A 24,867-nucleotide genomic window follows, 5' to 3' on the forward strand; every position below is an offset into this window, starting at 1 on the left:
CCAACATCATTCGATCCCTGCCGTGACATTCCGGCCGACGTGTTGGAGGCGTCGAACTTGAAGCCGCAGCAGAATCCGGACAACACCGATCAAGGTGCGGTGAAGACCAACGGTTGTGATTACTGGAGTCTGACGGAGAAGTCACAGGGCGACAGTAAGTATCTCATCGTCGAGGTTACGAATATGACGACCGAGTACTACCGGTATTTTCACGGTGGGAAGTCGGTGCAGCAGACCACGATCGGTGGCCGAGCTGCGGTAGTCGATGGTCCTTTGTCGGAGAGGGTGGGGCAGGGTTGCACTGTACTCGTCGACATCAAAGGTGGCGGGCTGCGCTTCGATGTCGCGTCGTCGGTTCAAGATCCATGCACTTACCTGGTCGATTTCGCCGGCAAGGTCGTACCGATTTTGCCCGCTGCGGCCTGACTGGTTCTCCCGCCGACGGTCCGCCGTCACGGGCAGATGCCGTAGCGGCGTTGGATGTGGCGGGGGAGGGCGAAGGGGTTTTGGTAGTCGGGGTCGTCCCAGGGTTCGGGGATCGGCTCCGGGCGTGGGAGTACTTCGTTGGGTTCGTCGCCTGCTCTGATCGCGGAGACCTCTCGGAGGCGTGGGGCAGGCGGTTCGGCCGGTGGGACCTCCGCGATCAGGCGGCGGATGATCGCGGAGACGGCGGTGTCCTCGGCCAGGATGCGGCGTTGTTCGGCTACCTGTTCCAGGGCGGCGTCGAGGGCTTGGTTGTGGGCGAAGACGATCATTTGGGCGAGTTCGTGGTTTGCCATGTCCAGGCCGGTGATTCGGCCTTCGGCGTTCACCTCGATGCGGACGCCTGCCAGGGAGATGCTTCCGCGGATTTTGTCGATGGCGTCTTGGGCCTTGCGGGCTTTCTGGGCGATCTCTTCGAAACGACTCTCTGGCGAGGCTGGCAAAGTCGGACTCCTACGGGTTGGCGACTACCGGCATGTCAGGTGCAGAACGTTGTGCCCGGCACATCGGGGGATACGCCGAATTCATAACAGCCGCTCGACAATCGGCTACATACGTGCCGTATGTCCGGTATGGGAGCCCGGAATGCCCTATTCGACAGGGCTTTTGGCGTCGCGTACTTCGGTCATGCCCTGGACGGCGAGGCGGTCGGCGCGTTCGTTTTCGGGGTGGCCGGCGTGGCCCTTGACCCACTCCCATTCAACCGTGTGTGGCGTGCACGCGGCGTGGATTCGCTGCCAGAGGTCGACGTTCTTGACCGGTTCTCGGCTTTGGGTGAGCCAGCCGTTGGCTTTCCATTTCGGGACCCAGGATGTGATGCCGTTGCGTACGTAGGTGCTGTCGGTGAAGACTCGCACCCGCGAGGGGCGGGTGAGTCTTTCCAGGGCCTCGATCGGGGCGGTCAGCTCCATGCGGTTGTTGGTGGTGGGGCCGGGGTCTCCGCCGCATAGTTCGCGTTCGTGGCTGCCGTAGCGGAGGATGGCGCCCCAGCCGCCGGGGCCTGGGTTCGGGCTGCACGCGCCGTCGGTGTAGATCTCTACTTCCACGTTGGTCTGCCTTCCTCCCGGTTCTGGGTCGACGACATTAGATCTCACTTGTGGTCGATCTCGCTCGCACGGACTTCCCTGTACTGGGAAGACCCTCGGCCAGGCTGTTTCGGAGTGACAGTCGAGAAGGCAACGGCAACGAGGAGATTGGCGGCCAGGGCGAAAAGACCGCCGTTCACGCCGAGCAGCGGGTCGTGACCGGTGGCGTGGAGTAGAAGGACGACGGCACCGCCGGTCACGAGTCCCATGCCGACGCCGAGCGCGGTCAGCTTGCGCCAGTACAGACCCAGCAAGACCGCGGGAACGAGCTGGGCGATGCCCTCGTAGGACAGCACAGACAGGTTGACCAGGAGTTTCGGATAGAAGACGGCTCCGCCCAAGGCGATTGCGCCCACCAGGAGCCCGATGAGCTGGGAGCCGCGGCGCTGCCGGGAGTCCGCGGCCGCGCCGCCGTGTAGGCCGCCGCCGAGAATGGTTCGGCCGCACAGGGTTCCGATGGCTATGAGGAAGACGCTCATGGGAACGATCGCGGACAGTGCGCCGGCGATGCCGATCAAGGCGACGACGGGGGAGGGGAGGGATTCGGTGACGAGAGTGAACAATGCCAGATCGGGGTTTTTCAGCCCGGGTGCCGCGAAGAGGGCGGCCGCACCGATCATGATCGGGATGAGGAGCAGGACCTGGTACCACGGCAGCAGGATCGAATTGCGGCGCAGGGCATTTGGGGACTTGGCGGAGAGGTATCCCGCCACGGTGGTGGGGAAGACGCAGATGGTGATCGCGTTGAGGACGATCGTGGAGACGAACCAGGACGCGCCGAAGGTGCCGCCGCCGGCACCGGGGAAGGTCAGCCACTGAGGTTTGTCGGCGACGAGACGATCGAGGAGGTCCGACGGGCCGTCGAAGTAGTGCCAGGGGATGTAGAGGGCCAGGATGGCGATCGCCAGGACCGCGAGGCTGTCCTTCAGCACGCTGACCCAGGCCGAGCCGCGCAGACCGGACGTCAGGATGAAGGTTTCGGCGACGACGAACGAGATGACCGCGGCTGTCTTCAGATTGATCGCGCCGTAGGACATGGCGTTGACGACCACGCCCATGCCCTGGATCTGCAACTGGACGTAGGGCACCAGGAAGATCGTGCAAATCAGCGCGACCGTGACCCCCAAAGCCCGTGAGCGGAAACGATGTTCGGCGATATCCGCGATCGAGACCAGATGATGGCGTGCACAATACGTCCACAGCGCCGGAGCCACCAGATACGCGACGGCGAGACCGGTGCTCAGGTAAGCGATCAGATAGAAGATCGGAATGCCATACCGGTACGACCAGCCGGCCGCGCCGAGAAACGAGAAGCTGGTGTAACTCTCGCCTGCCATCAACACCAGCACGAACAAGGTGCCCAAGCCGCGCTCGGTGATCGACCATTCGGACATGGAGCGAACGCGACCGCGCGCGGACAGCACGCCGATGGCCACGGTAGCGACCATGGCGACCGCGAACAGCGAGACCGCGACGGCGGCATGCCCGGTCATCGCTGAATCTCGCCTTCGTCGCCCGCATCGGCCGGGACGAATTCGGCTGCGCCCGAACGATATGCGGGGTCCAATCGGGCGGCCAGCCAAATCACCGGGCCGGTGAGGATCGTGACAATGATCAGATAGGCGACCAGGAAAGGGATCCCGAGAAGACGCGGCTCGACCCGGTTCGCGACCGCTGGCGCGAGGCAGTAGAGCAGACCCGGCGCGATCAGCAATAGGAGTGCCGGCCCCCGCTGTCGAAGTGTCACGGCTGCGGGCAGCGGGGATTCCGAGTTCGACACAGGTCCTCCGGGTAGTCGCGGATCGCTGTCATGGCGAACTATTCCACGGCAGCGCGGAGGACACAGGGATGGCGCGACAGCCCATTTCGACCAGCCGGTCCGAGGTGCGCTTGACACCGACAGTGAGCGGGCAGTCGAGGTGCGTGCTTGAACCCAACGTTGGGAGGGCAAGCGGGGTGTGTGCTTGAACTCGACCGCGAGCGGGGTTCGATCCGGGCGGTCGGAATTGTTTGGGTCAGTGGGGGATTCGGGGCGGGGTTGGGGTGGGGTTGTCGGAGGGATGCTTTAACGTAGCCCGGGAACTGTCCGCAATGATCGTGGAGCGTACATGGCTGGCTTGTTCGACCTTCAGACACTCGCGGTGCTCGGCGCGGCGGGGGAGCGCGTGGTTATTTGGCATGTGAATGTGGGGGTGGGGCTGGGGCTGTCGCGGCTATCGGGCGCTTGGGTGGTGGAGGAGGGGCGTGGGGCGGAGATCGAGAGTCTGACGCGGGGGTATGCGGTCGTGGGGGCTGATGAGGGGGTTCGGGTCGATGCCGGGGCGGAGGTGGTTGACGTCGAGGGGACGGTCGAGAACGTTCGTGCTGCAATCGAATTGGCGGATGCTCGGTTCACCGAACATCAGGCGGCTACGGGCGGCAAGTTGATCCGGCCGCAGTGGCCGGACATTGTGGATCCGAAAGACGTTTCGCTGACACAGCACCAGGTCGACGTGGTTGACGATCACATTCGCCCGGTGCTCACGTTGGCGCGGGGTCTGGCGGATCTCGCGGATGCGTGGGCCTCGTTCGAGTCGCTACGGGTTGCGCGTGCTTTTCTGACCGAGCTCGGAGGACCTCATGTGCGGCCGGTGCCGCTCGCGGTGCGGTGAGTATGGCGGGACTGTCGTTCGCCGCCATCGATGTCGAGACCGCTAATTCCGCGCGAGGCAGTATCTGTGCGGTCGGGGTCACTGTCGTGCGCGGCGGGGAACGGGTGGCCAGTGAGTCGTGGTTGTGCCGGCCGCCGGAGGGGCTGGAGTTCTTCGCCTGGCACAACATTCGGGTGCACGGGATTTCGGCGGCCATGGTGGCCGGGCAGCCTGCCTTTGCGGAACGGTGGCCGACGATCGCCGAGCTTGTCGGCGGACTGCCGGTCGTCGCGCACAACGCTGGGTTCGACAGCGGCGCCGTACGAGAAGCCTGTGTGCGCAGTGGAATTCACGCGCCCGCGTGGGATTTCAGTTGCAGTCTGGCGCTGGCTCGGCGGCACCTGGACCTCGACAGCTACCGGCTGCCCAACGTCGCCGAAGCCCTCGGCATCGACTTCACCAATCACCACGACGCCGGGGCCGATGCAGCTGCGGCCGCGGAGATCGTCCTGGCCCTCGCAGCCAGGACCGGCGCCGATTCGCTTGCCGCACTGGGGCGGATGGCTGCCACGACAGCTCGAACCGCACGCGCCGCCGGGGTGATGCTGCGCCCCGGCCGAGACAGCGGCGGCAGTCCGACCAAGGCGCGACGGGGAGGGTCGGAACGCTGGTCGTCGGGCGAAGGAATCGGGACGTGGGGTAGCGAGTCCGCGACGCCGCTGAGCGCCGGGAACTGGCAACAGGAGGCCGAGAACCCGGCACGCCTGGACGACCTGCCGCTGCGAGCCGGGAACCCGCCACGCCTGGACGATCTGCCGCTGCGAGCCGGGAACCCCACCCTGTTGCCAGGTTCGGGAAGTGCGTCGGAATATGGCACGCGGCAAGCTGCGGAAGCCAACTCTGGGGGAGGGGGTGCGAGATCTCGGACCGGGAACCCCACCCCGTTGCCCGGTTGGGGGAGTGCGCCTGGATATGGCGCGCGGCGAGCCGCAGACGCCGAACCCAAAGGAGGGGGTGCGAGAGCTCGGACCAGGCGCGCTGTGCAGTGGCAGCCTGGCGCGGCTTCGGGTGCCGGGTCTGGCCAACCTCCGCAACTCGACGAGGCTTCGAACGCCGCCTCTGCCGGACCCCGGCGGCTCGACGCAACTGCCGAAGCGCACGGCGAGCCTAACCGGCGTCGATCCTGGTTTGGGCGTGAGGAATTGGTGGTTCCTGAGGTCACCGGGACCGATCCGTCGCATCCGTTGTTCGGTGAAATCATCGTGTTCACTGGGGATCTCGCGGGGATGACGCGGCAGGAGGCTTGGGATGCGATTGCGGCGTGCGGGGCTCAGCCGGCGCGGAATGTCACCAGGAAGACGACTCGGTTGGTGATCGGGGATGGATTCAGGGGCGCGGACCCGGCCGCGTTCGTGACCACCAAGGCGAAGCGGGTCGTCGAGTTGCGGGAGCGTGGGCAGCGGATCGAGGTCATGGATGAAGTCGCGTTCCTCGCCAGCCTCGGAGACCGGGGGTAGCCGGGTGAGATGGCTGTGTGATCAGTGCTTTATTGCGGGTTCATGATCGGGTCGGTACAGAGGACGAGGGGGTTCGATCGACGAGTTTGAGGCGGATATGACGAGTGGACGCGGCCGGCGCCGGATTGTGGCGGTGGGAATCGCCCTGGTTGCGGCGGTATCGGGGACGGGGGTCGCGTCGGCGGTGGAACCGCTGGATGCCGCCGCGGTGGCGGCGGATGGCTCGCATATCGACCATGTGGTTCAGCGCGATGATCGGCGCTCGACCGTGTCGGTGTACTCGGCGGCCATGAATCGGATCGTGCAGATCTCCGTGATTCGTGCGGCGGACAACTCCGCGCCTCGTCCGACCCTCTATCTGCTCAACGGCGCTGAGGACGGCCTCGACCAGGGCGGCAACGAAGTCTCCTGGGAGACCAAGACCGATGTTGTCGACTTCCTGGCGGATCAGAACGTGAACGTGGTGAACGTCCTGGACGGCCGCTACACCTACTACACCGACTGGCAGTCCGACGACCCCATGCTCGGCCGCAACAAGTGGACCACCTTCCTCACGCAGGAACTCCCGCCCCTCATGAACGCCGCCCTCGACGCGTCCGGCCGCAATGCCATTGTCGGCGTATCGATGTCGGCGACTTCCGCGCTGGCCCTCGCCGAATCCGCGCCCGGCCTCTACCAGGGTGTCGGCTCGTTCAGCGGTTGCGCGCAGACCAGCACCGATCCTGGCCGCCGCTACCTCCAGGCCGTGGTCCTCTCCGGCGGCGGCAACCCCTGGAACATCTGGGGTCCGGACGATGCCCCCGCCTGGGCCGCCAACGACCCCTCCACCCCCGCCAACCTCGAAAAACTCCGCGGCACCGACCTCTACATCGCCGCCGGCACCGACGCCGACTCCGCCGCGGCGGGTGGCGGGCGCATCGGCGCCTCCAGCACCGCCCTGGAATCCACCGTCGAAACCTGCACCCGCACCCTGCAATCCGCCACCGAGGCCCTCGACCTTCCCGCCACCTTCGCCTACCTCCCCGGCGGCGGCCACAACTGGCCCTCCTGGCAACAAGACCTGCACGCCGCCTGGCCCGGCATCGCCCAGCGCCTCGGGCGGTAGCCGCCCCCGATAAGCTGCATCGGGTGACCGACGAGAAACTGCTGCAGGGACCCATCCACGCTGTGCACGTTGAGTTGGGGGCCACCTTCGCCCCGTTCGGGGGGTGGGAGATGCCGGTTTCGTACGCGGGGACGGTCGGCGAGCACACCGCCGTGCGGACCACGGTCGGACTGTTCGACGTCAGCCACCTCGGGAAGGCGACGGTCAAGGGGGCGGGGGCGGCGGAGTTCGTGAACTCGGCGCTCACCAACGACCTGAACCGGATTCGGCCCGGCAAGGCGCAGTACACGCTGTGCTGCACGCCCGAGGGCGGGGTCATCGACGACCTCATCGCCTACTACGTGAGCGACGACGAGATCTTCCTGGTGCCGAACGCCGCCAATACCGCCACCGTCGTGGCCGAGTTGCAGAAGGTCGCGCCGGAGGGCGTCACCGTCACCGACGAGCATCGCGGATACGCGGTGTTCGCCGTCCAGGGTCCGCGGTCGGCCGAGGTGCTGGCGAAGCTGGGGCTGCCCACCGACATGGAGTACATGGCGTACGCGGACGCCGAATGGGATGGGCGGCCGATTCGCGTGTGCCGCACCGGATACACCGGCGAGCACGGCTACGAACTGCTGCCCCGCTGGGAGGACGCCGAGGCGGTGTTCCGGGCGCTGGTGAACGAGGTGCAGGCCGCCGGGGGACAGGCCGCCGGGCTCGGGGCGCGCGACACGCTGCGCACCGAGATGGGTTACCCGCTGCACGGACATGAACTGTCGCTGGAGATTTCGCCGTTGCAGGCGCGCACCGGGTGGGCGGTGGGCTGGAAAAAGCCGCAGTTCTGGGGGAAGTCGGCGCTGGAGGCCGAGAAGGCGGCGGGGCCGCGCCGGATTCTGTTGGGGCTCAAGGCTATCGACAAGGGCGTGCTACGGCAGGGGCAGACGGTGATGCGGGGTGACGCTCAGGTCGGGGAGACCACCTCGGGCACGTTCTCGCCCAGCCTCAAGGTCGGCATCGCGCTGGCGCTGCTCGACACCGCCGCGGGCATCGAGCCCGGCGACGAGGTCGAAGTCGACGTGCGTGGACGCCGGTTGCGCTGCGAGGTCGTTCGCCCGCCGTTCGTCGAAACCCGCACCGCCTGAAAACGCGAACCACCCGCCATCCCTGCCGAACGACTAGCCGCACCAGGTGCCGACGACCGGATTGTCCTGCTTGCATGCCGAAGCGGCGAGGCCGGCCGGCCGCAGGCTCGTGTACATCTGGCGCAGCGTCGCGTCGGCGGCGACACCGTCCACGCCCTGATCCGCGTACACGACCATGACGACGGACTGCCCGCTGTTTCCTGCCACCGCCAGCGCGTGCACGACGGTCGTCGCCGGGTGCGAGCAGTCGTTGGGCCCCGGATTGGCCAGGGTCGCGGTTACGTGCGCGGCGGGTTTGCCCTGGACAGTGAGGGTTTCGACGTCGCCCAGGGTGTATGTGGAGTTCGGGCGGTCGTCGTTCTTGCCCGCTACGATTGCCCAGTTGGTGGCCACGTCCTTGGCGGCCGCGGCGATATCGCCGAGTTTGGATCCGGTGACGCCGGTCATGGCCTTCGAGTGCTGACCGTCGCAGGACTTCGGGGATAGCTCCGCCGCGCCGCTCATGACCACGCGGTCGCTGCCGCTTTCGAAGCCGATGATGGTGGTCGGGGTCGGGACCGTCCAGTCCGAGGGAACGTCGTAGACCGCGTTGCGGGAGATGGAGTACGCGGTCTGCCAGCCCGGGGTGAGGGCGGCGATATCCGATTTCGGAGCGACCGTCGTCGTGGTGGTCGGCAGCGGTTTGGTGGTTCCGGTGTCCTGGAACCCGTATTGGTCTGCGGGCAGCGCGGTTCCGGTCACGGTGTGACCGGGCACCATCGCCGCGACCACCAGGATGGCGACCAGGCCGAGCACACTCACCGCGATCAGCGTGAACACCAGCGGCCGGTTCGAACGGGGCGGCTTCGCGACGGGATATTCCGGATACACACCGTCACCCTATCCAGGGGGGTGGACGACGGCCGGTTACCGGACCGCAGCCGAGGGGGATCCCGCACCGGCGTGTCGAGGGCGGCGAATTAGACTCCAGGTCATGACACTTGCCGCGCAGTTCACCCGTGTCCCGCATCCCGCGCCCGTTCCGGCGCAGCGGCGGCAGGAGATTCTCGCGGAGCCCGGGTTCGGGCGCTTCTTCACCGATCACATGGTGTCGCTGGATTATGTCGACGGGCAGTGGACCAATGGCCGGGTCGAGCCCTACGCGCCGCTGGCCATGGACCCGGCGACCATGGTGTTCCACTACGGTCAGGCCATCTTCGAGGGCCTCAAGGCGTACCGCCAGGCCGACGGCAGCATCGCCACCTTCCGCGTGGACGCCAATGCCGCGCGGTTCCGCCGGTCCGCGGCGCGTATGGCAATGGCTCAGCTACCCGACGAGCTGTTCATCGAATCGATTCGCCAGCTGCTCGAGGTCGACGCCGACTGGGTGCCGGCCGCCGGCGGTGAGGATGCGCTCTACCTGCGCCCGTTCATGTTCTCCACCGAGGTCGGGCTGGGCGTGAAGCCCGCCGCGGCCTACAAGTACCTGCTGCTCGGCGGGCCCGCGGGCGCGTATTTCCCGCGCGGGCTCAAGCCGGTCAAGGTGTGGCTGTCCACCGAGTTCGTGCGCGCCGCGCCCGGCGGCACCGGTGAGGCCAAGGTCGCCGGCAACTACGCGGCGTCGCTGCTGGCTCAGCAGCAGGCCGCCGAGAAGGGCTGCGATCAGGTCGTCTGGCTGGACGCGTGCGAGCATCGCTACGTCGAGGAGATGGGCACCAACAATCTGTTCTTCGTCTTCGGCAGCGGCTCGGACGCGCGGCTGGTGACTCCGGAGCTGTCCGGTTCGTTGCTACCGGGCATCACCCGCGACTCGCTGATCACCCTCGCCGCCGACTCCGGGTACAAGGTCGAGGAGCGCAAGATCTCGGTCGAGGAATGGCGCAAGGGCGTCGAAACCGGTGACATCACCGAGGTTTTCGGCTGCGGCACCGCCGCCGTCGTGATTCCGGTCGGCTCGGTGCGCTCCGCCGAGGGCGAATTCGTCATCGGCGACGGGGAACCCGGCGAGGTCACCATGGCCTTGCGCGACACCCTCACCGGCATTCAGCGCGGCACCTTCGCCGACCAGCACGGCTGGCTGCGCACCCTGGTCTGACCGGCCGTTCCACGAAATGCGCCCGCTCCGAAGCGGTTTCGGGGCGGGCGCTTCGCGTCACGACTACCAGCGGATCAGCTCGGCATGAACATGTGCCACTGCTCGAGTGTCTGCGGGCGCATGACGTAGTTGTGCTCCTTGATGTGGGTCAGCGTCGCGCTGGGCTCCTCCGAGTACCAATGGCCCGGGTAGACAGTCGGATTCGACTTCAGTTCGGCCAGGTAGCGCAGGCTGCGGAACATGGTGTCGGAGTCGCCGCCGGGGAAATCGGTTCGGCCGCAGCCGTCGACGAAGAGGGTGTCGCCGGCGATGAGGCGATCCTCGAACAGGAAGCACTGGCTGCCGGGCGTGTGACCGGGGGTGTGCAGCAGCTCGATCTCGAAGCCGCCGACCGCGACCTTGTCGCCGTGCGCGTGGCCGGTCAGCTCACTGGGCGCGATGCCGGTGACGTTCGCGACCCACGGCAGCTCCTCGTTGTTGACGTGCACCGCCACATCGGTCTTCTCGAGCAGCTCTTTCACGCCGCGCAGCGTGAAGCCCATCATCGTGCCGCCCACATGGTCGGGATGGTGATGCGTGGCAAGCACTCCCGTCAGCCGCATCCCGTCGCCCTCGGCGATGTCGACCAGCTGCCCGGCCTCGTACGCGGGATCGACCACCACGCACTCGCCGCTGTCGCGGTCCCCGATCAGGTAGGCGAAGTTGCGCATCTGCGTGGCGATCGGATCACCCGCGGCCCAGTCGCGGCCGGACAGCAACTGGCGAAAGTACAAACGGTCGGAGGCCATGTACTCCAGCGTATTGCGCGCGATGTATTCCACTGCAACCGGCAGCCTCATCGAGTGGCACACCAGCGCGGGAAATCGGGCGAAATCCCGCGCTGGTGTGCCAGTCGACGTCAGGGGTGGGTGAGGATGGGTTCGATTTCGGCGGCGGCTTCGGGGCCGTAGGCGTCGCGGAGGCGCTTCATGGCGGTGTCGTGGTCGAGGGTCCAGTCTTGGGGGCCAACGGTTTCCAGGACGAGGACGGCTACCAGGGAGCCGAGTTGGGCGGAGCGCTCGAGGGAGAGGCCGGCGGCTTGGCCGGTGAGGAAGCCGGCGCGGAAGCCGTCGCCGACGCCGGTCGGGTCGAGTTTGGCGATGTCGGGGACCACGTCCACGAGGAGTTCGGTGCCGTCGCGGTCGACGATCTTGGCGCCCTTCGAGCCGAGGGTGGTGACGCGAATGCCGACGCGCTCACCGATTTCCGCCTCGGACAGGCCGGTCTTCTGCAGCAGAATGCCCCACTCGTACTCGTTGGAGAACAGGTAGTCGGCGCCGTCGATGAGCTTCAGGATGGTGTCGCCGTCGACGAAGGCCAGCTGCTGGGAGGGGTCGGCGGCGAAGGGGATGCCGGCGGTGCGGCACTGGTCGGTGTGGCGCAGCATCGCTTCGGGGTCGTCGGCGCCGATCAGGACCAGATCCAGGTCGCGGCCGAGTTGGGTGATGTCGATGTCGCGGGCCTCGGCCATGGCGCCGGGGTAGAAGGAGGCGATCTGCGCCATCGTCTCGTCGGTGGTGCAGACGAAACGGGCGGTGTGGAGGTCGGTGGAGACGCGGACGGCGGAGCAGTCGACGCCGTTGTCCTCCAACCACTTCCGGTAGTCGCCCCAGTCCTGGCCGACCGCGCCCACCAGCAGGGGGTTGCGGCCGAGCACACCCATGGCGTAGCTGATATTGCCCGCGACGCCGCCCTTGCGGATCACCAGATCGTCGACGAGGAAGCTGAGCGAGACGTGATGCAGCTGGTCGGCGAGCAGCACATCGGAGAATTTGCCCGGGAAGCGCATGAGGTGGTCGGTCGCGATGGACGCGGACACGGCGATGGTCACGGAGTTCGATCCTTAGGTGACGAGCGCTGCGCACACCCAGTGCGGGACGCGAACGCGGGGCGGGAGGGGGCGGCGAGCCGAAAAGGGCTCGCACTAAAGAAAATAACACCGTCCAGCACGGATTAACCCAACTCTCGGGGGCTCTCAGGGGCTTCGCCCCCGAACCCCCTCGAGATTTCGGGGCAGGCCCCCGGACCCCCGAGACCTGGGGCAGGCCCCAAACCCCGGAACACCCGGGCCAGTCCCGAAACCCTGAGAGGCCGGGCGAGCCGCGGACCCCCAGAAGCCGGGTAGCGGCCACCGGATCACCAGCGTCCAGGTAGCAGGGCCGGACCTTTTAAGGGTCGAGGTTCGGTCGCTGCAGTCCTCGAGAGTTCAGGGTTAGGAGGTGGTTGGACGCACGGCAGCGCGGAACATCTGGGATGTTCCGCGCTGGGTGGGGTGGGTTAGTTGAAGCTGTCGCCGCAGGCGCAGGAGCCGGTGGCGTTGGGGTTGTCGATGGTGAAACCCTGCTTCTCGATGGTGTCGACGAAGTCGATGGAGGCGCCCTGGATGTAGGGGGCGCTCATGCGGTCGACCGCGAGCTTGACGCCGTTGAACTCTACGACCAGGTCGCCGTCGAGGGTGCGGTCGTCGAAGAAGAGCTGGTAGCGGAGGCCCGCGCAACCACCGGGCTGGACAGCGATGCGAAGGGCGAGGTCGTCGCGGCCTTCCTGATCCAGCAGCGCCTTGGCCTTGAGGGCGGCGGCTTCGGTCAGAGTCGCACCGTGAGTGGTGGTCTCGTTCTCAACAGTCATGAACTCTCCTAAGGGACCTGTTTTCAACCCGTGAAGGCATGGCCTCCGCCTCCCCGGGCCGGGCTCGATGCCTGTCAACACCCCCGCCCGGGAGACTATTCCCCATCCTACGCGGCACGCATTCGTGCGAACGGTGAGGCTGCGCGGTCGCTGGAAAATAGCCTCGAGGCGTGCCGGACGTGGCAATCGAGGTGGTGCGGCGAGGGTGGCTCCCCGGGTACGTTCAGAATCGGGTTGGCTCCGATCGCGGGGTTCGCATGCGGGACGGCAAACGGCTCTCGGCCAGGCGCTGAAGCTCCGGGGAGGCGGGATTGTTAGCCTGGTCGGCGTGAAGTTCCTGCGCCGTGGCGAGTCCAGCCCCTCTGACAACGTCAGCGTCGATACCGACACTGCGGTGGCGGACAAGACCGTCACCCTCGGGAAGGGGCGACCCACTCCCAGCCGCCGCGAGGCCCAGGGCCGCAGGCGCGGTCCGGTCGCGCCCGCGCCGAAGACCGCCAAGGAGGCGCGGGCCCGCCGTAAGGCGCTGCGCGGGACCAAGGCGGATCGCAAGGCGGATTCGGCCGAGCGTCGGGCCAGCGCGCAGGATCGGCGGGCCCGCATGCTCGCCGGTGAGGAGCAGTACCTGCTGCCGCGCGACAAAGGACCGGTCAAGGGATACGTGCGCGACATCGTGGACGCGCGGCGCAACCTGCTCGGGTTGTTCATGCCGCTGGCGTTGCTGCTGATCGTGAGCATGATCCTCACGCCCGCGCTGCAGGCGATCGTCACGCTGGCCATGCTGGTGATGATGCTGTTCATGATCATCGAGGGCGTGGTGCTGGGTCGCATGGTGAACAAGCGGGTCCGGGAGCGCTACCCGGACACCACCGATTCCTCGTTCTCGCTGGGCTGGTACGCGTTCGTGCGCGCCTCGCAGGTGCGACGGATGCGTGCGCCCAAGCCGCGAGTCAGCGCGGGCGACGCCGTCTAGCCGCTCGCCCCAGCTGCATTCCTGCGCCGCCGGCAGCGGCTGGAACCCGCTGCCGTCATCGGCTGGAGTCTGCTGCAGCCGGTCGCGGTCGGACTCTGCTGCCGTCATCGGCTGCAAGCTGCTGCTGCCGCTGGCTGAGTCTGCTGGCATCGATTGCGGAGTCTGCCGCTGTCGGTGGCTGGAATCCGCTGCCTCGGCCAATGATTCGACCAAATGCCGTGATCTCGCGAGAATCTGCCGTCATCCCGCGAGCGGCGCGGGATGACGGCATTGTCCTGTGACGAGCTCTCGGTGCTGTGACCAGCTTCCGGTGCTGCGACGAGCTCGCGGCGTCGCGGCGAGCTCTCGGTGCGGGAGCGAGTGAGCTGCCGCGGCGTGTGTTGCCGCGGGCGGCGCATCACATGTGTTCGCGGTACGTGGACATGGCGCGGAGCTCCAGGGCCAGGCGGTCGCGGTCGCGATCGATGATGTCGCGGGAGCCCGCGAGGCCCCAGTTGTCGGCGCGGTGGAAGGGGACGGCCCGGCCGGCGGCGGCGAACATGGCGGTGACTCGGGTGAGCCGGGCGGTGACGCGTTGGAACATGGTGGCTGCTTCGGAGGTGCCGGTCGCGGTGTGGAGGGCGCCGTGTCCGGAGGTGATGGTGGTCATGCGTGGGCCTCGCCCTCATCGATGGGATCTGTGGTGTCCCCGGCCATGAAGCCGAGGGTCAGGGTGCCGAGCGCCGTCATGGCGGTTCCGGCTGCGACGATTGCGGACAGTGCGTGCATGGCAGTAAGTTTTCTATAGAGAACATACCGCCAACAGTGGCAGTTCTGACATAGTTCGCAAATATTCGGCCAGATGGGATCGAAACATGCTCTCGAAGGTCGCCGTGGTCGTCAACGACCGCCTCGCCATGTTCGAATTCGGCGTCGTCTGTGAGGTTTTCGGGCTTGACCGGACCGCCGACGGCCTGCCCGCCTTCGACTTCCGGGTGTGCGGCGCGCAGCCCGGCAAGCCGTTGCGCTCCAGCTCACCGGGGATTCAGGTGACTCCGGAATACGGTCTGGAGGAGCTGCGCGACGCGGATCTGGTTGCCGTTCCGGCCTTTCCGATCCTGTCCGACAACCCCTTCGACCAGCGCGTGGTCGACGCCGTCCGGGACGCCTCCGACCGCGGGGCCACCGTGCTGACGGTGTGCTCGGGCGCCTTCCTCGCGGGCGCGGCCGGGTTGCTCGACGGACGCAAGTGCACCACTCACTGGCGCTACGTCGACCTGCTGGCCGAACAGTTCCCGCAGGCCACCGTGGACCCGGACGTGCTGTTCGTGGACGAGGGCAACCTGATTACCAGCGCCGGTACCGCGGCCGGGATCGACGCCTCCCTGCATCTGGTGCGCCGCGAACTGGGTAGCTCGGTCGCCAATGCCATCGCCCGGCGCATGGTGGTGCCGCCGCAGCGCGACGGCGGGCAGCGGCAGTTCATCGAACGGCCGGTGGTGGACTGCGATTCCGACAGCCTCAGCGAGACGCTGCACTGGATGGGCGAGCATCTGGAACTGCCGCATACGGTCGAATCGCTGGCAGCGCGCAGTGCCATGTCCACCCGCACCTTCGCGCGCCGCTTCGCCGCGGAAACCGGTACGACACCGGTGAAATGGCTGACCGGCCAGCGGGTGTTGCTGGCCAAACACCTGCTCGAGGACACCGATCTGGATCTCGAATCCCTGGCGCACCGTTGCGGATTCGGCTCCGGGGCGTTGCTGCGGCATCACTTTCAGCGGGTTGTCGGCATCGCGCCGGTGGAGTATCGCCGCCGGTTCGGGGCTCGGGTGTCCTGAGCGCTAGCATCCGTTCCCATGCGGTGGGGAGTGATGATGGCGGCGGTGCCGCTGGCCATGCTGGTGGCCGGGACGACGGCCGGGTGCAAGGATCCGCGCGATGCGGAGGGGCAGTGCCTTCTTGGCGGTGAGACGACCAGCCACGACAAGGTGGTGTCGTGCTCGAAACCGCACGACGGGAAGATCGTGGCGAGCGTGAGCCGCGCGTCGGACTGCCCAGCGGGCACGGACTGGTCGTATACCGCCCGCGACCAGAAGGTTCAGTGCGTGCACAACGAGAAGAATCACTGACCTCGCCGCCCCGACGGTGATCGCCGTGCCTGGTCGGCCGGGACACGGGTCCAGTTGATACCGTGCTGACGTGTCGCACACTGCTCAGACAACCGATCGGCCGCTGCGGACCCTGGTGCTCGGTGGCGCCCGGTCCGGGAAGTCGGCCTTCGCGGAACAGTTGGCCGGGTCGGGGGCGGTGCGCTACATCGCCACCGCGGTGGCCGATCCCGCCGACGCCGATTTCGCCGAACGCATTGCGGCGCACCGGGCCCGGCGGCCGGCGGAGTGGACGATCGTGGAAGGCGACCCGGTCGCCGCGCTGGCCGAGAGCGCGCCCGTCACCCTGATCGACGACCTGGGCACTTGGTTGACCGGGCGTTTGGATGCGCGTGCCGCGTGGGAATCGCCGCGTGGCACTGTCGGTCCCGACCTGGATGCGCTGGTGGGCGCGGTGGGTGCCTACGGTGAACGGCTGATCATCGTGAGTCCGGAGGTAGGGCTGGGAGTGATTCCGGCGACCGCGTCGGGTCGACTGTTCCGGGATGAGATCGGCAGCTTGAATCAGCGCCTCGCTGACGTGTGCGACGAGGTATTCCTTGTGGTCGCCGGTCAGGCCCTGCGGGTCAAGCCCGATCATGCTTTCGCTTCGGCCGCCGCGCTCTCGGATGCGGCCGCCGCGAATTCGCCGGTGGCGGTGACCAGTTCGGTCGGCACAGAACCCACCGTCGAACATTCTGCGGCGCAGGCGGTTTCGGCCGGAGGCAGCGGGGTCGACGCCGAGTCGGGATCGACTGCGGCCGAGGTGGCGGCCGCGGTGACCCTGGCGGCCGGTGGAACGCCAGCGGACAGCGGATCGGCGGCTGCCGGCGGATCGGTAGCGGCCCGAGGAACGCTGCTGGCGAGCGGATCGGTGGCGGCCGACGGATCGGGGGCGACCGGGGAGCAGTCTGCGACGGGTTCCGATGTGGGCGTGCGGGATTCGATTCCTACCGCCGGGGTTGCCGCCGCAGCCGATTCGCCGTTCTTCGCTGAGCCCGCAGCGGCGGTGGAGTCGGTCGCCGGTTCGGTAGCGGGCGGCGCAGTCGGTGATGGGGGCGAGCGGCCGCAGTTGAGCAAGCCGGTGCGGATTTCGTTTGGGCCGGTGCCGGGGCCGGATGTGGTGGTGCGCAAGGCTGCTGAGGAGCGGCAGTTGCAGTTGACCAAGCCCGCTGGGGCGTTGGGGCGGTTGGAGCAGCTGGCCAACTGGGTGGCTGCGTGCCAGGGGGTTTGTCCGCCCAAGCAGTTCGAGCGGGCTCGCGTGGTGGTGTTCGCCGGTGATCACGGGGTTGCCCAGCACGGGGTGTCGGCGTATCCGAGCGAGGTGACCGCACAGATGGTCGCCAACTTCCTGCACGGCGGCGCGGCGGTGAATGTGCTGGCGCGGTTGGCGGATGCCACTGTGCGCGTGGAGGACATCGCGGTGGCGGGGGATACCGCGGCGGAGATCTCGCGGCACAAGGTGCGGCGGTCGAGCGGTTCCATCGATCGTGAGGATGCGCTGACCGAGGCGGAGGTGCAGGCCGCCCTGACCGCCGGCGCCGCCATCGCCGACGAGGAAATCGATTCCGGCGCTGACCTTCTCATCGCCGGTGACATGGGTATCGGCAATACGACGCCCGCGACCGTGCTGATCGCGGCCCTCACCGACACCGAGCCGGTGGTCGCGGTGGGTCGCGGCACCGGTGTGGACGATGCCGGCTGGATGCGCAAGACCGCCGCCATCCGCGACGCCATGTGGCGGGCCCGGCCGGTGATCAAGGACCCGGTTGCGCTGCTGCGCACCGCATCCGGCGCGGACTTTGCGGCCATGGCCGGATTCCTGGCCCGCGCGGCCGCCCGCCGCACCCCGGTCGTGCTGGACGGCGTGGTGGTCACCGCGGCCGCCCTGGTTGCCGACCAGCTGGCTCCGGGCGCCCGCGCCTGGTGGATTTCCGGGCACCGTTCCAGCGAGCCGTCCCACACCATCGCGTTGCAGCGCCTCGACTTGCAGCCGCTGGTCGACATGAGCATGCGCCTGGGCGAGGGTTCGGGCGCGGTCGCCGCGCTGCCGCTGCTGCGCGCCGCCGTCGCCACGCTCGCCGAGATGGCGACCTTCGCCGAAGCCGGCGTCAGCACCGCCGACGCCACCGAACCGGCCGGTGCCTAACCTGCCGCCCGCGCCTGCACATCCCAGACACCGGAATGTGCTGGCGCGCCTGCGTATTCACCCGCGCTCGGCCGCAGTACGCGCCGGGCACGAACTCGGTAGCGACGCCACTCAGTGGCGGCCGCCTCGCCGCGGGCGTTCCGAAGTCCTGGCGTGGCGACCTCCTCAGGGTGGGCGTTCCGGAGTCCTGGCGATAACTCCGTGGCGACCTCCTAAGCGTTGGCGTACCGGACTCCTGGCGATAACTCCGTGGTCACCACCTCAGCGTGGGCGTTCCGGAGTGCTCGTGATAACACCGTGGCGGCCACCTCACCGTGGGCGTTGCGGAATTCTCGCGATGAATGCGGTGCGGTTGTGAACGGGGTGCGGCTGGCGGTGTCGTGGTTGACCGTGCTGCCGGTGCGGGGGCCTGATCAGGTGGATCGGGAGGTGGCTGGGCGGGCTATTGGGTGGGCTCCGGTGGTCGGGGTGTTGCTCGGGGCGGGGGCTGCCGGATCGCTGTGGGGGCTTGGGGAATTGGGGGCCTCCGAGCTGCTGGCCGGGTTCGTGGTGGTGGCGGGGTTGGCGTTGATCACGCGGGGGATGCATATCGATGGGCTGGCCGACACCATGGACGGGCTGGGTAGTTACGGGCCGCCGGAGCGGGCTCGGGAGATCATGAAGAGCGGGGGAGTGGGGCCGTTCGGGGTGGCGGCGTTGGTGTTCGCGATTGGGGTGCAGGCGGTTTCGTTCGCGGCGCTGGCCGGGGGCGGGCGGTGGGCGGCGGTGGTGCTGGCGGTCGCGATGGGGCGGGTCGCGGTGGTGGCGGCGTGTCGACGGGGGATCGAGGCGGCTCCGGGGGCGGGGTTCGGGGCGCTGGTCGCTGGGACGCAGGGCTCCGCGGTGAGTCTGGGGTGGGCTGGAATCGCCGGGGCTGCTTCGGTATTCGTGACCGGAGATCCCTGGCAGGGGCCGGTGGCGGTGGTGGCTGCCCTGGCCGCGACGCTGCTGTTGGTGCGGCATTGTGTGCGGCGGTTCGGGGGGCTCAACGGTGATGTGCTCGGAGCCGCAGTGGAATTGAGTGTCAGCATTACCGCTGCGTTGCTGTCGTTCTCCTGCTAGCGGCCGGAGCTCTTCCGACGCCGTGCCGCGGGCTGTAGCAGATTGTTTGCGGACGCAATCCGACCGGCGCCCTGCGCAATCCGGTCGGGCAATGGTCGCGAATAACTCGTGATCGCCACTGCCCTGGGCCGGAAATGGAGTCGCGGAATGCTCGGAATTCTGTCTCAGCTGGGTCTGCTCGCGCTGTTCGCAGTGGTCGCGGTCACGATCTTCCTGGTCGGTGATCGGCTGCGGCCGACATCGTGGCGGCATCAGGACGACGCCGGGGCCGGAAACATGATGCTGGACATGGTGAATATGTTCTTCGCGGCCATCGTGGCATTCGTCGTGGTGATCCTGTGGCAGCAGTACGACGACTCGCACCAGCACACCGTGTCGGAGGGCAAGGCGCTGGTGAACGTCTACGAGGCCGCCAATGCCATGCCCCAGCCCGACCGCCAGCAGATCCAGACGCTGGTGAAGGACTACACCAAGCAGGTGCTGGGCGAGGAGTGGGAGGTCATGGACAAGCAGCGGCGGCTGAGCCCCGCCGCCCAGGCCACGCTCGACGACCTGCGCGCCGCCGTGGAAGCCCCGCCGGCCGGCGACGCGAATGCCCAAGCGACACAGGACAAAGCGGCGACCGCGGTCGACGCCATCGCGGAGGCGCGCTACGACCGCGGGCTCGACGCCGGCTACCGGCTGCCGAGCTTCCTCTACGTCGCGCTGTGGTTCGCCACCGTCATGCTGCTGTTCGGGACGGTGTTCTCGGGCGTCGTGGTGACCAAGCGCAGCATCATCATGACCGGTCTGTTCGGACTGGTGATCGGTGCGGTGATCGTGGCCGTCTACCAACTGGATCAGCCGTTCTCGGGCGGCAACCACGTCTCCAAGGACGCCTACGAGCTGGCGCTGTCTCGCTTCGAGCACATCACGTCCTCGGAACCGGCCAGCGCCAATCCGCGCTGAGCGGTGTGCGGTCATCGCGATCTCGACATCCGTCCACGGCTTTCGGAGGCAGCATGAACCGGACTCGCAGAGCGGCAAGCGGATTCGCGGCGACGGTCCCGCTCGCCGCCGCCCTGCTCGCCGTGTCGCCGGGCACGGCTCAGGCCGATCCGGCAGTGCCGCCGATCGGGGAAATCCTCAGCGGCAGCGCGGGTTCCGACGGCGCAGCGGGCCCGATCGATGCGCCCACCGGCAGTGCCCTCGGATTGGGAACCGGTAGCGGGTACAGCGGCAGTCAGTCGGGTTCGGGCAGCGGCGGGGTGTCCACGGGCAGCAGCCTGGGTGCTGGCCCGAGCCAAGTCGCCGGTTCGGTGCTGCATCTGAGTTCGCACGGCGCGCAGGATCCGATGCAGACGCAGGGGACGGCAACGACTGCGGCTGCGACTCCCGACACGCTCGGTGGTCTGGCTGGATTGGACTCCGGCAGTGTTGCGGCCGCCTGTGCGGGCAGCGCTGTGGTGGGGAGTGCCGTACTGGGGTTGGGCGTGCTCACGGGTAGCGGCCTGGGCTCCGGGTTGATCGGGCCGGGCTTCGTTCCCGGGTCCAGTGGCCTGGTCGGCCCTGGCTCCGCGGGGCTGGGGAGCGTGGTCGTGGGTAGCGCCGTGAGCGGGAGTGCCCTGCTCACCTGCCTGCTGCTGTTACCGGTGCAACTCCCGAAACCCGGGATACCCCTGGAGATTCCGCATGCCCCGGCGGCGGTGCCGGTCGTCGCCGCACCCGTGCGGGCGCCCGTCCCCGCGCCCGCGCCCCAGTTCGTTCCGCCCGCACCGCATCCGATCGCGTTGCCGCCCCGGCCGGTTCCCGTCGCCGCCCCTGTCCCGCCGCCGCACCCCATCAAATGGACTGCCCTGCAAGTCATGACGGTCATCATCATCACGCTGATCGCCGGGGCGCGCGCCCGTCTCACTCGCGGCCATGGGTCGGGCGCGGCCGACTGACTCGAGACGGCGAGTCGCTCCCCATCACGCTCATCGCCGGAGCGCGTGTCCGCCTCGCTCGCGGCCACGGCGCGAGCGCGGCCGACTGACTCCACCGACGCTCACCGTGGCCGGACTGGTTCTTGAGACAGCGAGTCCGCGCTGAGCTACTGGCGGAATTTGGTTTCCAGTTCGGTGGCCGTGGCTTGCAAGTCGGCGGCGGTGTTGGTCTTGAAGATGCCCTGGAATCCGGCCTCGGCCTTGATGGCCGCCTCGACTTCCGGGTCGTGGTAGATCTCGACCAGGCGCAGGTATTTCGGGTTGTCCTTGTCGGCGGCGCGGGCGGCGAAGATGTTGATGTACTGCTTCAGATCCGGGCGGTTGGGGTCGTCGGTGTAGATGATCTGGTCGTTGGTCAGGCCGGCCTGCCGGGCCCAGGTGTCGTCGACGTAGGCGGCGTCCACGCTGTCGAGTGAGGCGGCGGTGAGGGTGGGGTCGATGGTGGTGAGCCGGACCTTCGAGGCGGCCTTGTCGACGTCCTCGAGTTTGGAATCCCAGGAACCGCCGCCGCGCAGCACGATCAGTCCGGCGGCGGCCAGGTTCAGCAGCGGCCGCACCTGGTTGGCCGGGTTGTTGCTCAGGGTGATCTCGCCGCCCTGCGGGATCTCGCCCACCGCGTGGTGCTTCTTCGAATACAGCCCCAGCGGGTAGACCTCCGTGGCGCCGATCGGCACCAGGGTGTCGTTGTTGCGGGCGTTGTAGTTGGCCAGGTAGCGGATGTGCTGGAATTTGTTGAGGTCGATACGGCCTTGCGAGAGCGCCGGATTGGGCTGGTTGTAGTCGGTGAAGTTGGTGAACTCGACCGTGATGCCGGCCGCGGCGGCCTTGCGTTTGAACACGTCCCAGTGCGGTTGTGCGAGATCGTTCACGCCGATGCGGACCACGTCGCCGTGGTGGTCCTCGCCACACGCGGCCGTCAGGGCCAGGGCGAACAGGACTGGAATCACCAGGAAACGGCGCAGTTTTCGCATTTCACGCACCGTAGGGGAGGTCTCGTGCGCACCGGAACCGTTTGGCTCCCCCGGATCGCAATCATTGCCCGCCGCTTGCCGGAAGTGTTCCATGACCGGGTTCTATTTCCACGAAGAAATACAAGCATGCGGGAGCACGAGTGAAATTCCATCGGGTACTGGCGATCCCGGTCCTGGTAGCAGCCGTCGCGAGCCTCACCCTCACGGCCTGCGGCAGCAGCGGCGACTCCACCGGCAATACGGTGCGCATCGGCACCACCGAATCCGATTCGCACTGGGACGTGTTCAAGGACGAGGCCAAGAAGCAGGGCATCACCCTCGACATCGTCCACTACTCGGACTACTCGCAGCCCAATACGGCGTTGGCGCAGAAGCAGATCGACGTGAATCTGTTTCAGCACCTGCAGTTCCTGGGCCAGTACAATGTGGCCAACAACCAGGATCTGACCCCGATCGGGTCCACCTACATCGTGCCGCTGGGGCTGTACTCCAAGAAGCACAAGGCGCTGGCCGAGATTCCGCAGGGCGGCGAGATCGCCATCCCGAACGATCCGACCAATCAGGCGCGGGCGCTGTTCGTCTTGCAGGCGGCGGGGCTGCTGAAGCTGGCGGGCGACAAGGCGCAGCCGACGCCCGCCGATATCGACAAGGGCGCCTCCAAGGTGAAGGTGACCCCGGTCGACGCCGCGCAGACCGCGTTGTCGCTGGCGTCGGTGGACGGGTCGATCGTCAACAACACCTACCTGTCCAAGGCCGACATCGATCCCAATAGCGCGCTGTACAAGGATGATCCGAGCAATCCGGGCGCTCAGCCGTATATCAACGCGCTGGTGACTCGGGCCGCCGACAAGGGCAATCCGACCTATCTGAAGCTGGTCGACGTCTTCCACAGTCCGGCGGTGCAGAAGGCCGAGGCCGAGGACGACAAGGGCACCTCGGTCGAGGTGCGCAAGAGCGGGCCGGAGCTGGAGCAGATCCTGCAGCGGGTGCAGCAGTCCATCCGCGACGGCAAGTGAGCCGGAACGGTTCGGCGGCGGTCGAATTCCAGGCGGTCAGCAAGGTCTTCCGGACCGGGAAGCAGAGCCACACCGCACTCGACGGCATCGACCTGCGGATCGAAGCGGGCGAGATCTTCGGTGTGATCGGCTATTCCGGCGCCGGCAAGTCGACGCTGGTGCGGTTGATCAACGCTCTCGAAAAGCCTTCGGCGGGAACGATCCTCGTTTCCGGCGAGCCGATCACCGGGGTGCCGGAATCGCGGGTGCGGCAGTTGCGGCGCGATATCGGCATGGTGTTCCAGCAGTTCAACCTGTTCCGTTCGCGCACCGCCGCCGGGAACGTCGAATACCCGTTGAAGGTGGCGGGCTGGCCGCGCACGCGACGCAAGGCGCGGGTGGCGGAACTGCTGGAGTTCGTGGGACTTTCGGACAAGGCGCGCAGCTATCCCGATCAGCTGTCGGGCGGGCAGAAGCAGCGGGTCGGTATCGCTCGCGCGCTGGCCACCTCCCCGTCGCTGCTGCTCGCCGACGAGGCGACCTCGGCGCTGGACCCGGAGACCACCGGTGAGGTGCTGCGACTGCTGAAGAAGATCAACCGGGAACTCGGTGTCACCATCGTGGTGATCACGCACGAGATGGACGTGATCCGCGCGGTGGCCGACCGGGTCGCGGTGCTGGCCGAGGGGCGAATCGTCGAGCTGGCGAGCACTTTCGAGGTGTTCTCCGCGCCCGCGTCCGCGCCCACCCGCTCCTTCGTGGAGACGGTCCTGCACAACCGCCCGACCGCCGACGAGCTGCGCAAGCTCGAGCAGCGGCACACCGGCCGGCTGGTCACCGTCGCCATCGACGACGAGAACGGCATCGGACCGATCCTGACCGACGCCGCGGCCGCGGGAGTGACGGTCGAGGTCGTCTTCGGTGGCGTAAGCACGTTGCAGGACAAGACTTTCGGCAACCTCACCCTCGCCCTCGACGGGCCGGACGAGGCCGTGCGAGAGCTGGCCGCGCGACTCGCCGAAGGAAACCGGCCGGCTGTCGCGGTGGCCGAGGACGATCGGAGGACGGCGTGACAGTGAGCAATCTGGCTGCCGTGCATACGGATTGGGATCGGCTGCGACCGGTACTGAGCGAGGCCGTGGGCACCACGATCTATCTGGTGCTGCTGACCTTCGTGGTGGGCGGCACCATCGGACTCGCGCTGGGTACCGCCCTCTACACCACGCGCAAAGGTGGACTGCTGGCCAACGCACCCCTCAATCTGGTGCTGAACGTGCTGGTGAACGTGGTGCGCCCGATTCCGTTCATCATTCTGCTGGCCGCGCTGGGCCCGGTGACCCTGAAGGTGATCGGCACGACCATCGGCACCGACGCCGCGGCGTTCGTGATGATCGTGGCCGCCTCGTTCGGCATCGCACGCATCGTCGAACAGAATCTGGTCACCGTGGACCCGGGCGTGATCGAAGCCGCCCGCTCCATGGGCGCGGGCCCCCTGCGCATCATCCTGACCCTGCTGATCCCAGAAGCATTGGGCCCCTTGGTACTCGGCTACACCTTCGTGGTGATCGCGATCGTCGACATGTCCGCCATGGCCGGCACCGTCGGCGGCGGCGGACTAGGCGATTTCGCGCTCGTCTACGGGTATCAGCGATTCGACTGGCAGGTCACCCTGGTGGCGACCCTGATCATCATCGCCGGAGTCCAAGGCGTGCAGTTCCTCGGCAACTGGCTGGCCCGCCGGGTCCTGCGCCGATAGCCGCCCCCGCCGAGTGCCGCGTGAATGAGGGGCACGGCACTCGGCGGGGGAGCCTCAGGACAGCTTCTCCAACTTGGGAACCTGCCACTTCGATGGCCGGTGCAAATTATTGCTTGCAGAGGATATGGTGGGGGTACCATAACC

26 protein-coding genes and 2 pseudogenes are annotated in these 24,867 nt (G+C 67.6%); 17 read left to right on the forward strand and 11 right to left on the reverse strand.

Going from position 1 to position 24,867, the window contains the following annotated elements:
* Positions 1-15: 15 nt before the first annotated feature.
* A pseudogene (locus tag D7D52_RS18445) lies at positions 16-426 on the forward strand (DUF3558 family protein); the annotation flags it as partial.
* Between the two features lie 26 nt (positions 427-452).
* On the opposite strand, the gene D7D52_RS18450 reads toward D7D52_RS18445, so the two are convergent.
* The 4 genes from D7D52_RS18450 to D7D52_RS18465 all read right to left on the reverse strand — a co-directional run bounded on the left by D7D52_RS18450 (position 453) and on the right by D7D52_RS18465 (position 3,282).
* Complete coding sequence (locus D7D52_RS18450; RefSeq protein ID WP_120738081.1) at positions 453-926, reverse strand: YbaB/EbfC family nucleoid-associated protein; 474 nt, start codon at positions 924-926, stop codon at positions 453-455.
* A 147-nt stretch (positions 927-1,073) separates the two neighbouring features.
* Positions 1,074-1,529, reverse strand: coding sequence for a ribonuclease HI (rnhA, locus tag D7D52_RS39230; RefSeq protein ID WP_120738083.1), 456 nt, complete (start codon positions 1,527-1,529; stop codon positions 1,074-1,076).
* Between the two features lie 44 nt (positions 1,530-1,573).
* Positions 1,574-3,061 (reverse strand): sodium:solute symporter family protein, encoded by a 1,488-nt coding sequence (locus tag D7D52_RS39235; protein WP_246023933.1) that lies wholly within the window; start codon positions 3,059-3,061, stop codon positions 1,574-1,576.
* Positions 3,058-3,282, reverse strand: a complete 225-nt coding sequence (locus D7D52_RS18465) for a DUF3311 domain-containing protein (protein WP_222932849.1) — start codon at positions 3,280-3,282, stop codon at positions 3,058-3,060. Before D7D52_RS18465 ends, D7D52_RS39235 begins: the two co-directional genes overlap by 4 nt.
* A gap of 394 nt (positions 3,283-3,676) precedes the next feature.
* Between D7D52_RS18465 and D7D52_RS37845 the strand changes: the two genes are divergently transcribed.
* The 4 genes from D7D52_RS37845 (at position 3,677) to gcvT (ending at position 7,944) form a co-directional block, all read left to right on the forward strand.
* Positions 3,677-4,219, forward strand: coding sequence for a hypothetical protein (locus D7D52_RS37845; protein ID WP_162958398.1), 543 nt, complete (start codon positions 3,677-3,679; stop codon positions 4,217-4,219).
* A gap of 2 nt (positions 4,220-4,221) precedes the next feature.
* Positions 4,222-5,715, forward strand: a complete 1,494-nt coding sequence (locus D7D52_RS18480; RefSeq protein WP_120738087.1) for an exonuclease domain-containing protein — start codon at positions 4,222-4,224, stop codon at positions 5,713-5,715.
* 97 nt (positions 5,716-5,812) lie between these two features.
* Entirely contained in the window at positions 5,813-6,820 is a 1,008-nt protein-coding gene (locus D7D52_RS18485; RefSeq protein ID WP_120738089.1) for an alpha/beta hydrolase, read from the forward strand.
* A gap of 23 nt (positions 6,821-6,843) precedes the next feature.
* Positions 6,844-7,944 carry a glycine cleavage system aminomethyltransferase GcvT gene (gene gcvT, locus D7D52_RS18490; RefSeq protein WP_120738091.1) on the forward strand — a complete coding sequence of 367 codons (1,101 nt, stop codon included), beginning with the start codon at positions 6,844-6,846 and terminating at the stop codon, positions 7,942-7,944.
* 33 nt (positions 7,945-7,977) lie between these two features.
* Here gcvT and D7D52_RS18495 read toward each other — a convergent pair whose 3' ends face one another.
* Positions 7,978-8,814, reverse strand: a complete 837-nt coding sequence (locus D7D52_RS18495; RefSeq protein WP_120738093.1) for a DUF8017 domain-containing protein — start codon at positions 8,812-8,814, stop codon at positions 7,978-7,980.
* A gap of 103 nt (positions 8,815-8,917) precedes the next feature.
* Here D7D52_RS18495 and D7D52_RS18500 point away from each other — a divergent pair, with 103 nt between their 5' ends.
* Complete coding sequence (locus D7D52_RS18500) at positions 8,918-10,018, forward strand: branched-chain amino acid aminotransferase (RefSeq protein ID WP_120738095.1); 1,101 nt, start codon at positions 8,918-8,920, stop codon at positions 10,016-10,018.
* A 74-nt stretch (positions 10,019-10,092) separates the two neighbouring features.
* On the opposite strand, the gene D7D52_RS18505 is transcribed toward D7D52_RS18500, so the two are convergent.
* The 3 genes from D7D52_RS18505 to D7D52_RS18515 all read right to left on the reverse strand — a co-directional run bounded on the left by D7D52_RS18505 (position 10,093) and on the right by D7D52_RS18515 (position 12,685).
* On the reverse strand, positions 10,093-10,806 hold the full coding sequence (locus tag D7D52_RS18505) for an MBL fold metallo-hydrolase (protein ID WP_120744235.1): 714 nt from the start codon (positions 10,804-10,806) through the stop codon (positions 10,093-10,095).
* 110 nt (positions 10,807-10,916) lie between these two features.
* On the reverse strand, positions 10,917-11,888 hold the full coding sequence (locus D7D52_RS18510) for a carbohydrate kinase family protein (RefSeq protein ID WP_120738097.1): 972 nt from the start codon (positions 11,886-11,888) through the stop codon (positions 10,917-10,919).
* Between the two features lie 446 nt (positions 11,889-12,334).
* On the reverse strand, positions 12,335-12,685 hold the full coding sequence (locus tag D7D52_RS18515) for a HesB/IscA family protein (protein WP_040815950.1): 351 nt from the start codon (positions 12,683-12,685) through the stop codon (positions 12,335-12,337).
* Between the two features lie 328 nt (positions 12,686-13,013).
* On the opposite strand from D7D52_RS18515, the gene D7D52_RS18520 reads away from it, so the two are divergent.
* On the forward strand, positions 13,014-13,658 hold the full coding sequence (locus tag D7D52_RS18520; RefSeq protein ID WP_120738100.1) for a DUF3043 domain-containing protein: 645 nt from the start codon (positions 13,014-13,016) through the stop codon (positions 13,656-13,658).
* Positions 13,659-14,055: 397 nt separating this feature from the next.
* Here the strand turns inward: D7D52_RS18520 and D7D52_RS18525 are convergent, their stop codons facing one another.
* Both D7D52_RS18525 and D7D52_RS39895 read right to left on the reverse strand, forming a co-directional pair.
* On the reverse strand, positions 14,056-14,307 hold the full coding sequence (locus D7D52_RS18525; protein WP_120738102.1) for a hypothetical protein: 252 nt from the start codon (positions 14,305-14,307) through the stop codon (positions 14,056-14,058).
* A complete protein-coding gene (locus tag D7D52_RS39895) occupies positions 14,304-14,426 on the reverse strand; it encodes a hypothetical protein (protein ID WP_281279211.1) in 123 nt (40 codons plus the stop codon). The genes D7D52_RS18525 and D7D52_RS39895 overlap by 4 nt, the downstream gene beginning before the upstream one ends.
* A gap of 86 nt (positions 14,427-14,512) precedes the next feature.
* Between D7D52_RS39895 and D7D52_RS18530 the strand changes: the two genes are divergently transcribed.
* The 7 genes and pseudogenes from D7D52_RS18530 (at position 14,513) to D7D52_RS18560 (ending at position 20,962) form a co-directional block, all read left to right on the forward strand.
* Positions 14,513-15,478 carry a helix-turn-helix domain-containing protein gene (locus D7D52_RS18530; RefSeq protein ID WP_120738104.1) on the forward strand — a complete coding sequence of 322 codons (966 nt, stop codon included), beginning with the start codon at positions 14,513-14,515 and terminating at the stop codon, positions 15,476-15,478.
* Between the two features lie 18 nt (positions 15,479-15,496).
* Entirely contained in the window at positions 15,497-15,769 is a 273-nt protein-coding gene (locus D7D52_RS18535) for a hypothetical protein (protein ID WP_120738106.1), read from the forward strand.
* Between the two features lie 115 nt (positions 15,770-15,884).
* Positions 15,885-16,361 (forward strand): annotated as a pseudogene (locus D7D52_RS40140) (bifunctional adenosylcobinamide kinase/adenosylcobinamide-phosphate guanylyltransferase); the annotation flags it as partial.
* Between the two features lie 498 nt (positions 16,362-16,859).
* Complete coding sequence (cobT, locus tag D7D52_RS40145; RefSeq protein ID WP_425464682.1) at positions 16,860-17,936, forward strand: nicotinate-nucleotide--dimethylbenzimidazole phosphoribosyltransferase; 1,077 nt, start codon at positions 16,860-16,862, stop codon at positions 17,934-17,936.
* Positions 17,937-18,290: 354 nt separating this feature from the next.
* On the forward strand, positions 18,291-19,037 hold the full coding sequence (locus D7D52_RS18550) for an adenosylcobinamide-GDP ribazoletransferase (RefSeq protein ID WP_120738108.1): 747 nt from the start codon (positions 18,291-18,293) through the stop codon (positions 19,035-19,037).
* Between the two features lie 147 nt (positions 19,038-19,184).
* A complete protein-coding gene (locus D7D52_RS18555; RefSeq protein ID WP_120738110.1) occupies positions 19,185-19,985 on the forward strand; it encodes a bestrophin-like domain in 801 nt (266 codons plus the stop codon).
* Between the two features lie 53 nt (positions 19,986-20,038).
* On the forward strand, positions 20,039-20,962 hold the full coding sequence (locus D7D52_RS18560) for a hypothetical protein (protein WP_120738112.1): 924 nt from the start codon (positions 20,039-20,041) through the stop codon (positions 20,960-20,962).
* A 146-nt stretch (positions 20,963-21,108) separates the two neighbouring features.
* Here D7D52_RS18560 and D7D52_RS18565 read toward each other — a convergent pair whose 3' ends face one another.
* The gene (locus tag D7D52_RS18565) at positions 21,109-21,972 is read right to left on the reverse strand and encodes a MetQ/NlpA family ABC transporter substrate-binding protein (protein ID WP_120738114.1); all 864 of its coding nucleotides are present in this window, start codon (positions 21,970-21,972) and stop codon (positions 21,109-21,111) included.
* Between the two features lie 140 nt (positions 21,973-22,112).
* Between D7D52_RS18565 and D7D52_RS18570 the strand changes: the two genes are divergently transcribed.
* From D7D52_RS18570 to D7D52_RS18580, 3 genes are read left to right on the forward strand one after another with little or no spacing between them, the layout of a single operon-like run.
* Complete coding sequence (locus D7D52_RS18570) at positions 22,113-22,988, forward strand: MetQ/NlpA family ABC transporter substrate-binding protein (RefSeq protein WP_120738116.1); 876 nt, start codon at positions 22,113-22,115, stop codon at positions 22,986-22,988.
* Positions 22,985-24,040: a methionine ABC transporter ATP-binding protein gene (locus D7D52_RS18575; protein ID WP_120738118.1), complete on the forward strand. Its 1,056-nt coding sequence runs from the start codon at positions 22,985-22,987 to the stop codon at positions 24,038-24,040. Before D7D52_RS18570 ends, D7D52_RS18575 begins: the two co-directional genes overlap by 4 nt.
* Before the next feature lie 20 nt (positions 24,041-24,060).
* A complete protein-coding gene (locus D7D52_RS18580; protein WP_120744237.1) occupies positions 24,061-24,723 on the forward strand; it encodes a methionine ABC transporter permease in 663 nt (220 codons plus the stop codon).
* The last annotated feature ends 144 nt before the right edge of the window (positions 24,724-24,867 follow it).

The sequence above is a fragment of the Nocardia yunnanensis genome (genome assembly GCF_003626895.1).
Taxonomy (GTDB): Bacteria; Actinomycetota; Actinomycetes; order Mycobacteriales; family Mycobacteriaceae; genus Nocardia; species Nocardia yunnanensis.

Coding starts and splice junctions, on each gene's coding strand:
- D7D52_RS18530 (WP_120738104.1), top strand. CDS start 14,513: ATGCTCTCGAAGGTCGCCGTGGTCGTCAACGACCGCCTCGCCATGTTC.
- D7D52_RS18555 (WP_120738110.1), top strand. CDS start 19,185: ATGCTCGGAATTCTGTCTCAGCTGGGTCTGCTCGCGCTGTTCGCAGTG.
- D7D52_RS18560 (WP_120738112.1), top strand. CDS start 20,039: ATGAACCGGACTCGCAGAGCGGCAAGCGGATTCGCGGCGACGGTCCCG.
- D7D52_RS18480 (WP_120738087.1), top strand. CDS start 4,222: ATGGCGGGACTGTCGTTCGCCGCCATCGATGTCGAGACCGCTAATTCC.
- D7D52_RS39895 (WP_281279211.1), bottom strand. CDS start 14,426: ATGCACGCACTGTCCGCAATCGTCGCAGCCGGAACCGCCATGACGGCG.
- D7D52_RS37845 (WP_162958398.1), top strand. CDS start 3,677: ATGGCTGGCTTGTTCGACCTTCAGACACTCGCGGTGCTCGGCGCGGCG.
- D7D52_RS18525 (WP_120738102.1), bottom strand. CDS start 14,307: ATGACCACCATCACCTCCGGACACGGCGCCCTCCACACCGCGACCGGC.
- D7D52_RS18565 (WP_120738114.1), bottom strand. CDS start 21,972: ATGCGAAAACTGCGCCGTTTCCTGGTGATTCCAGTCCTGTTCGCCCTG.
- D7D52_RS18485 (WP_120738089.1), top strand. CDS start 5,813: ATGACGAGTGGACGCGGCCGGCGCCGGATTGTGGCGGTGGGAATCGCC.
- D7D52_RS18505 (WP_120744235.1), bottom strand. CDS start 10,806: ATGGCCTCCGACCGTTTGTACTTTCGCCAGTTGCTGTCCGGCCGCGAC.
- D7D52_RS39235 (WP_246023933.1), bottom strand. CDS start 3,061: ATGACCGGGCATGCCGCCGTCGCGGTCTCGCTGTTCGCGGTCGCCATG.
- D7D52_RS18535 (WP_120738106.1), top strand. CDS start 15,497: ATGCGGTGGGGAGTGATGATGGCGGCGGTGCCGCTGGCCATGCTGGTG.
- D7D52_RS18500 (WP_120738095.1), top strand. CDS start 8,918: ATGACACTTGCCGCGCAGTTCACCCGTGTCCCGCATCCCGCGCCCGTT.
- D7D52_RS18515 (WP_040815950.1), bottom strand. CDS start 12,685: ATGACTGTTGAGAACGAGACCACCACTCACGGTGCGACTCTGACCGAA.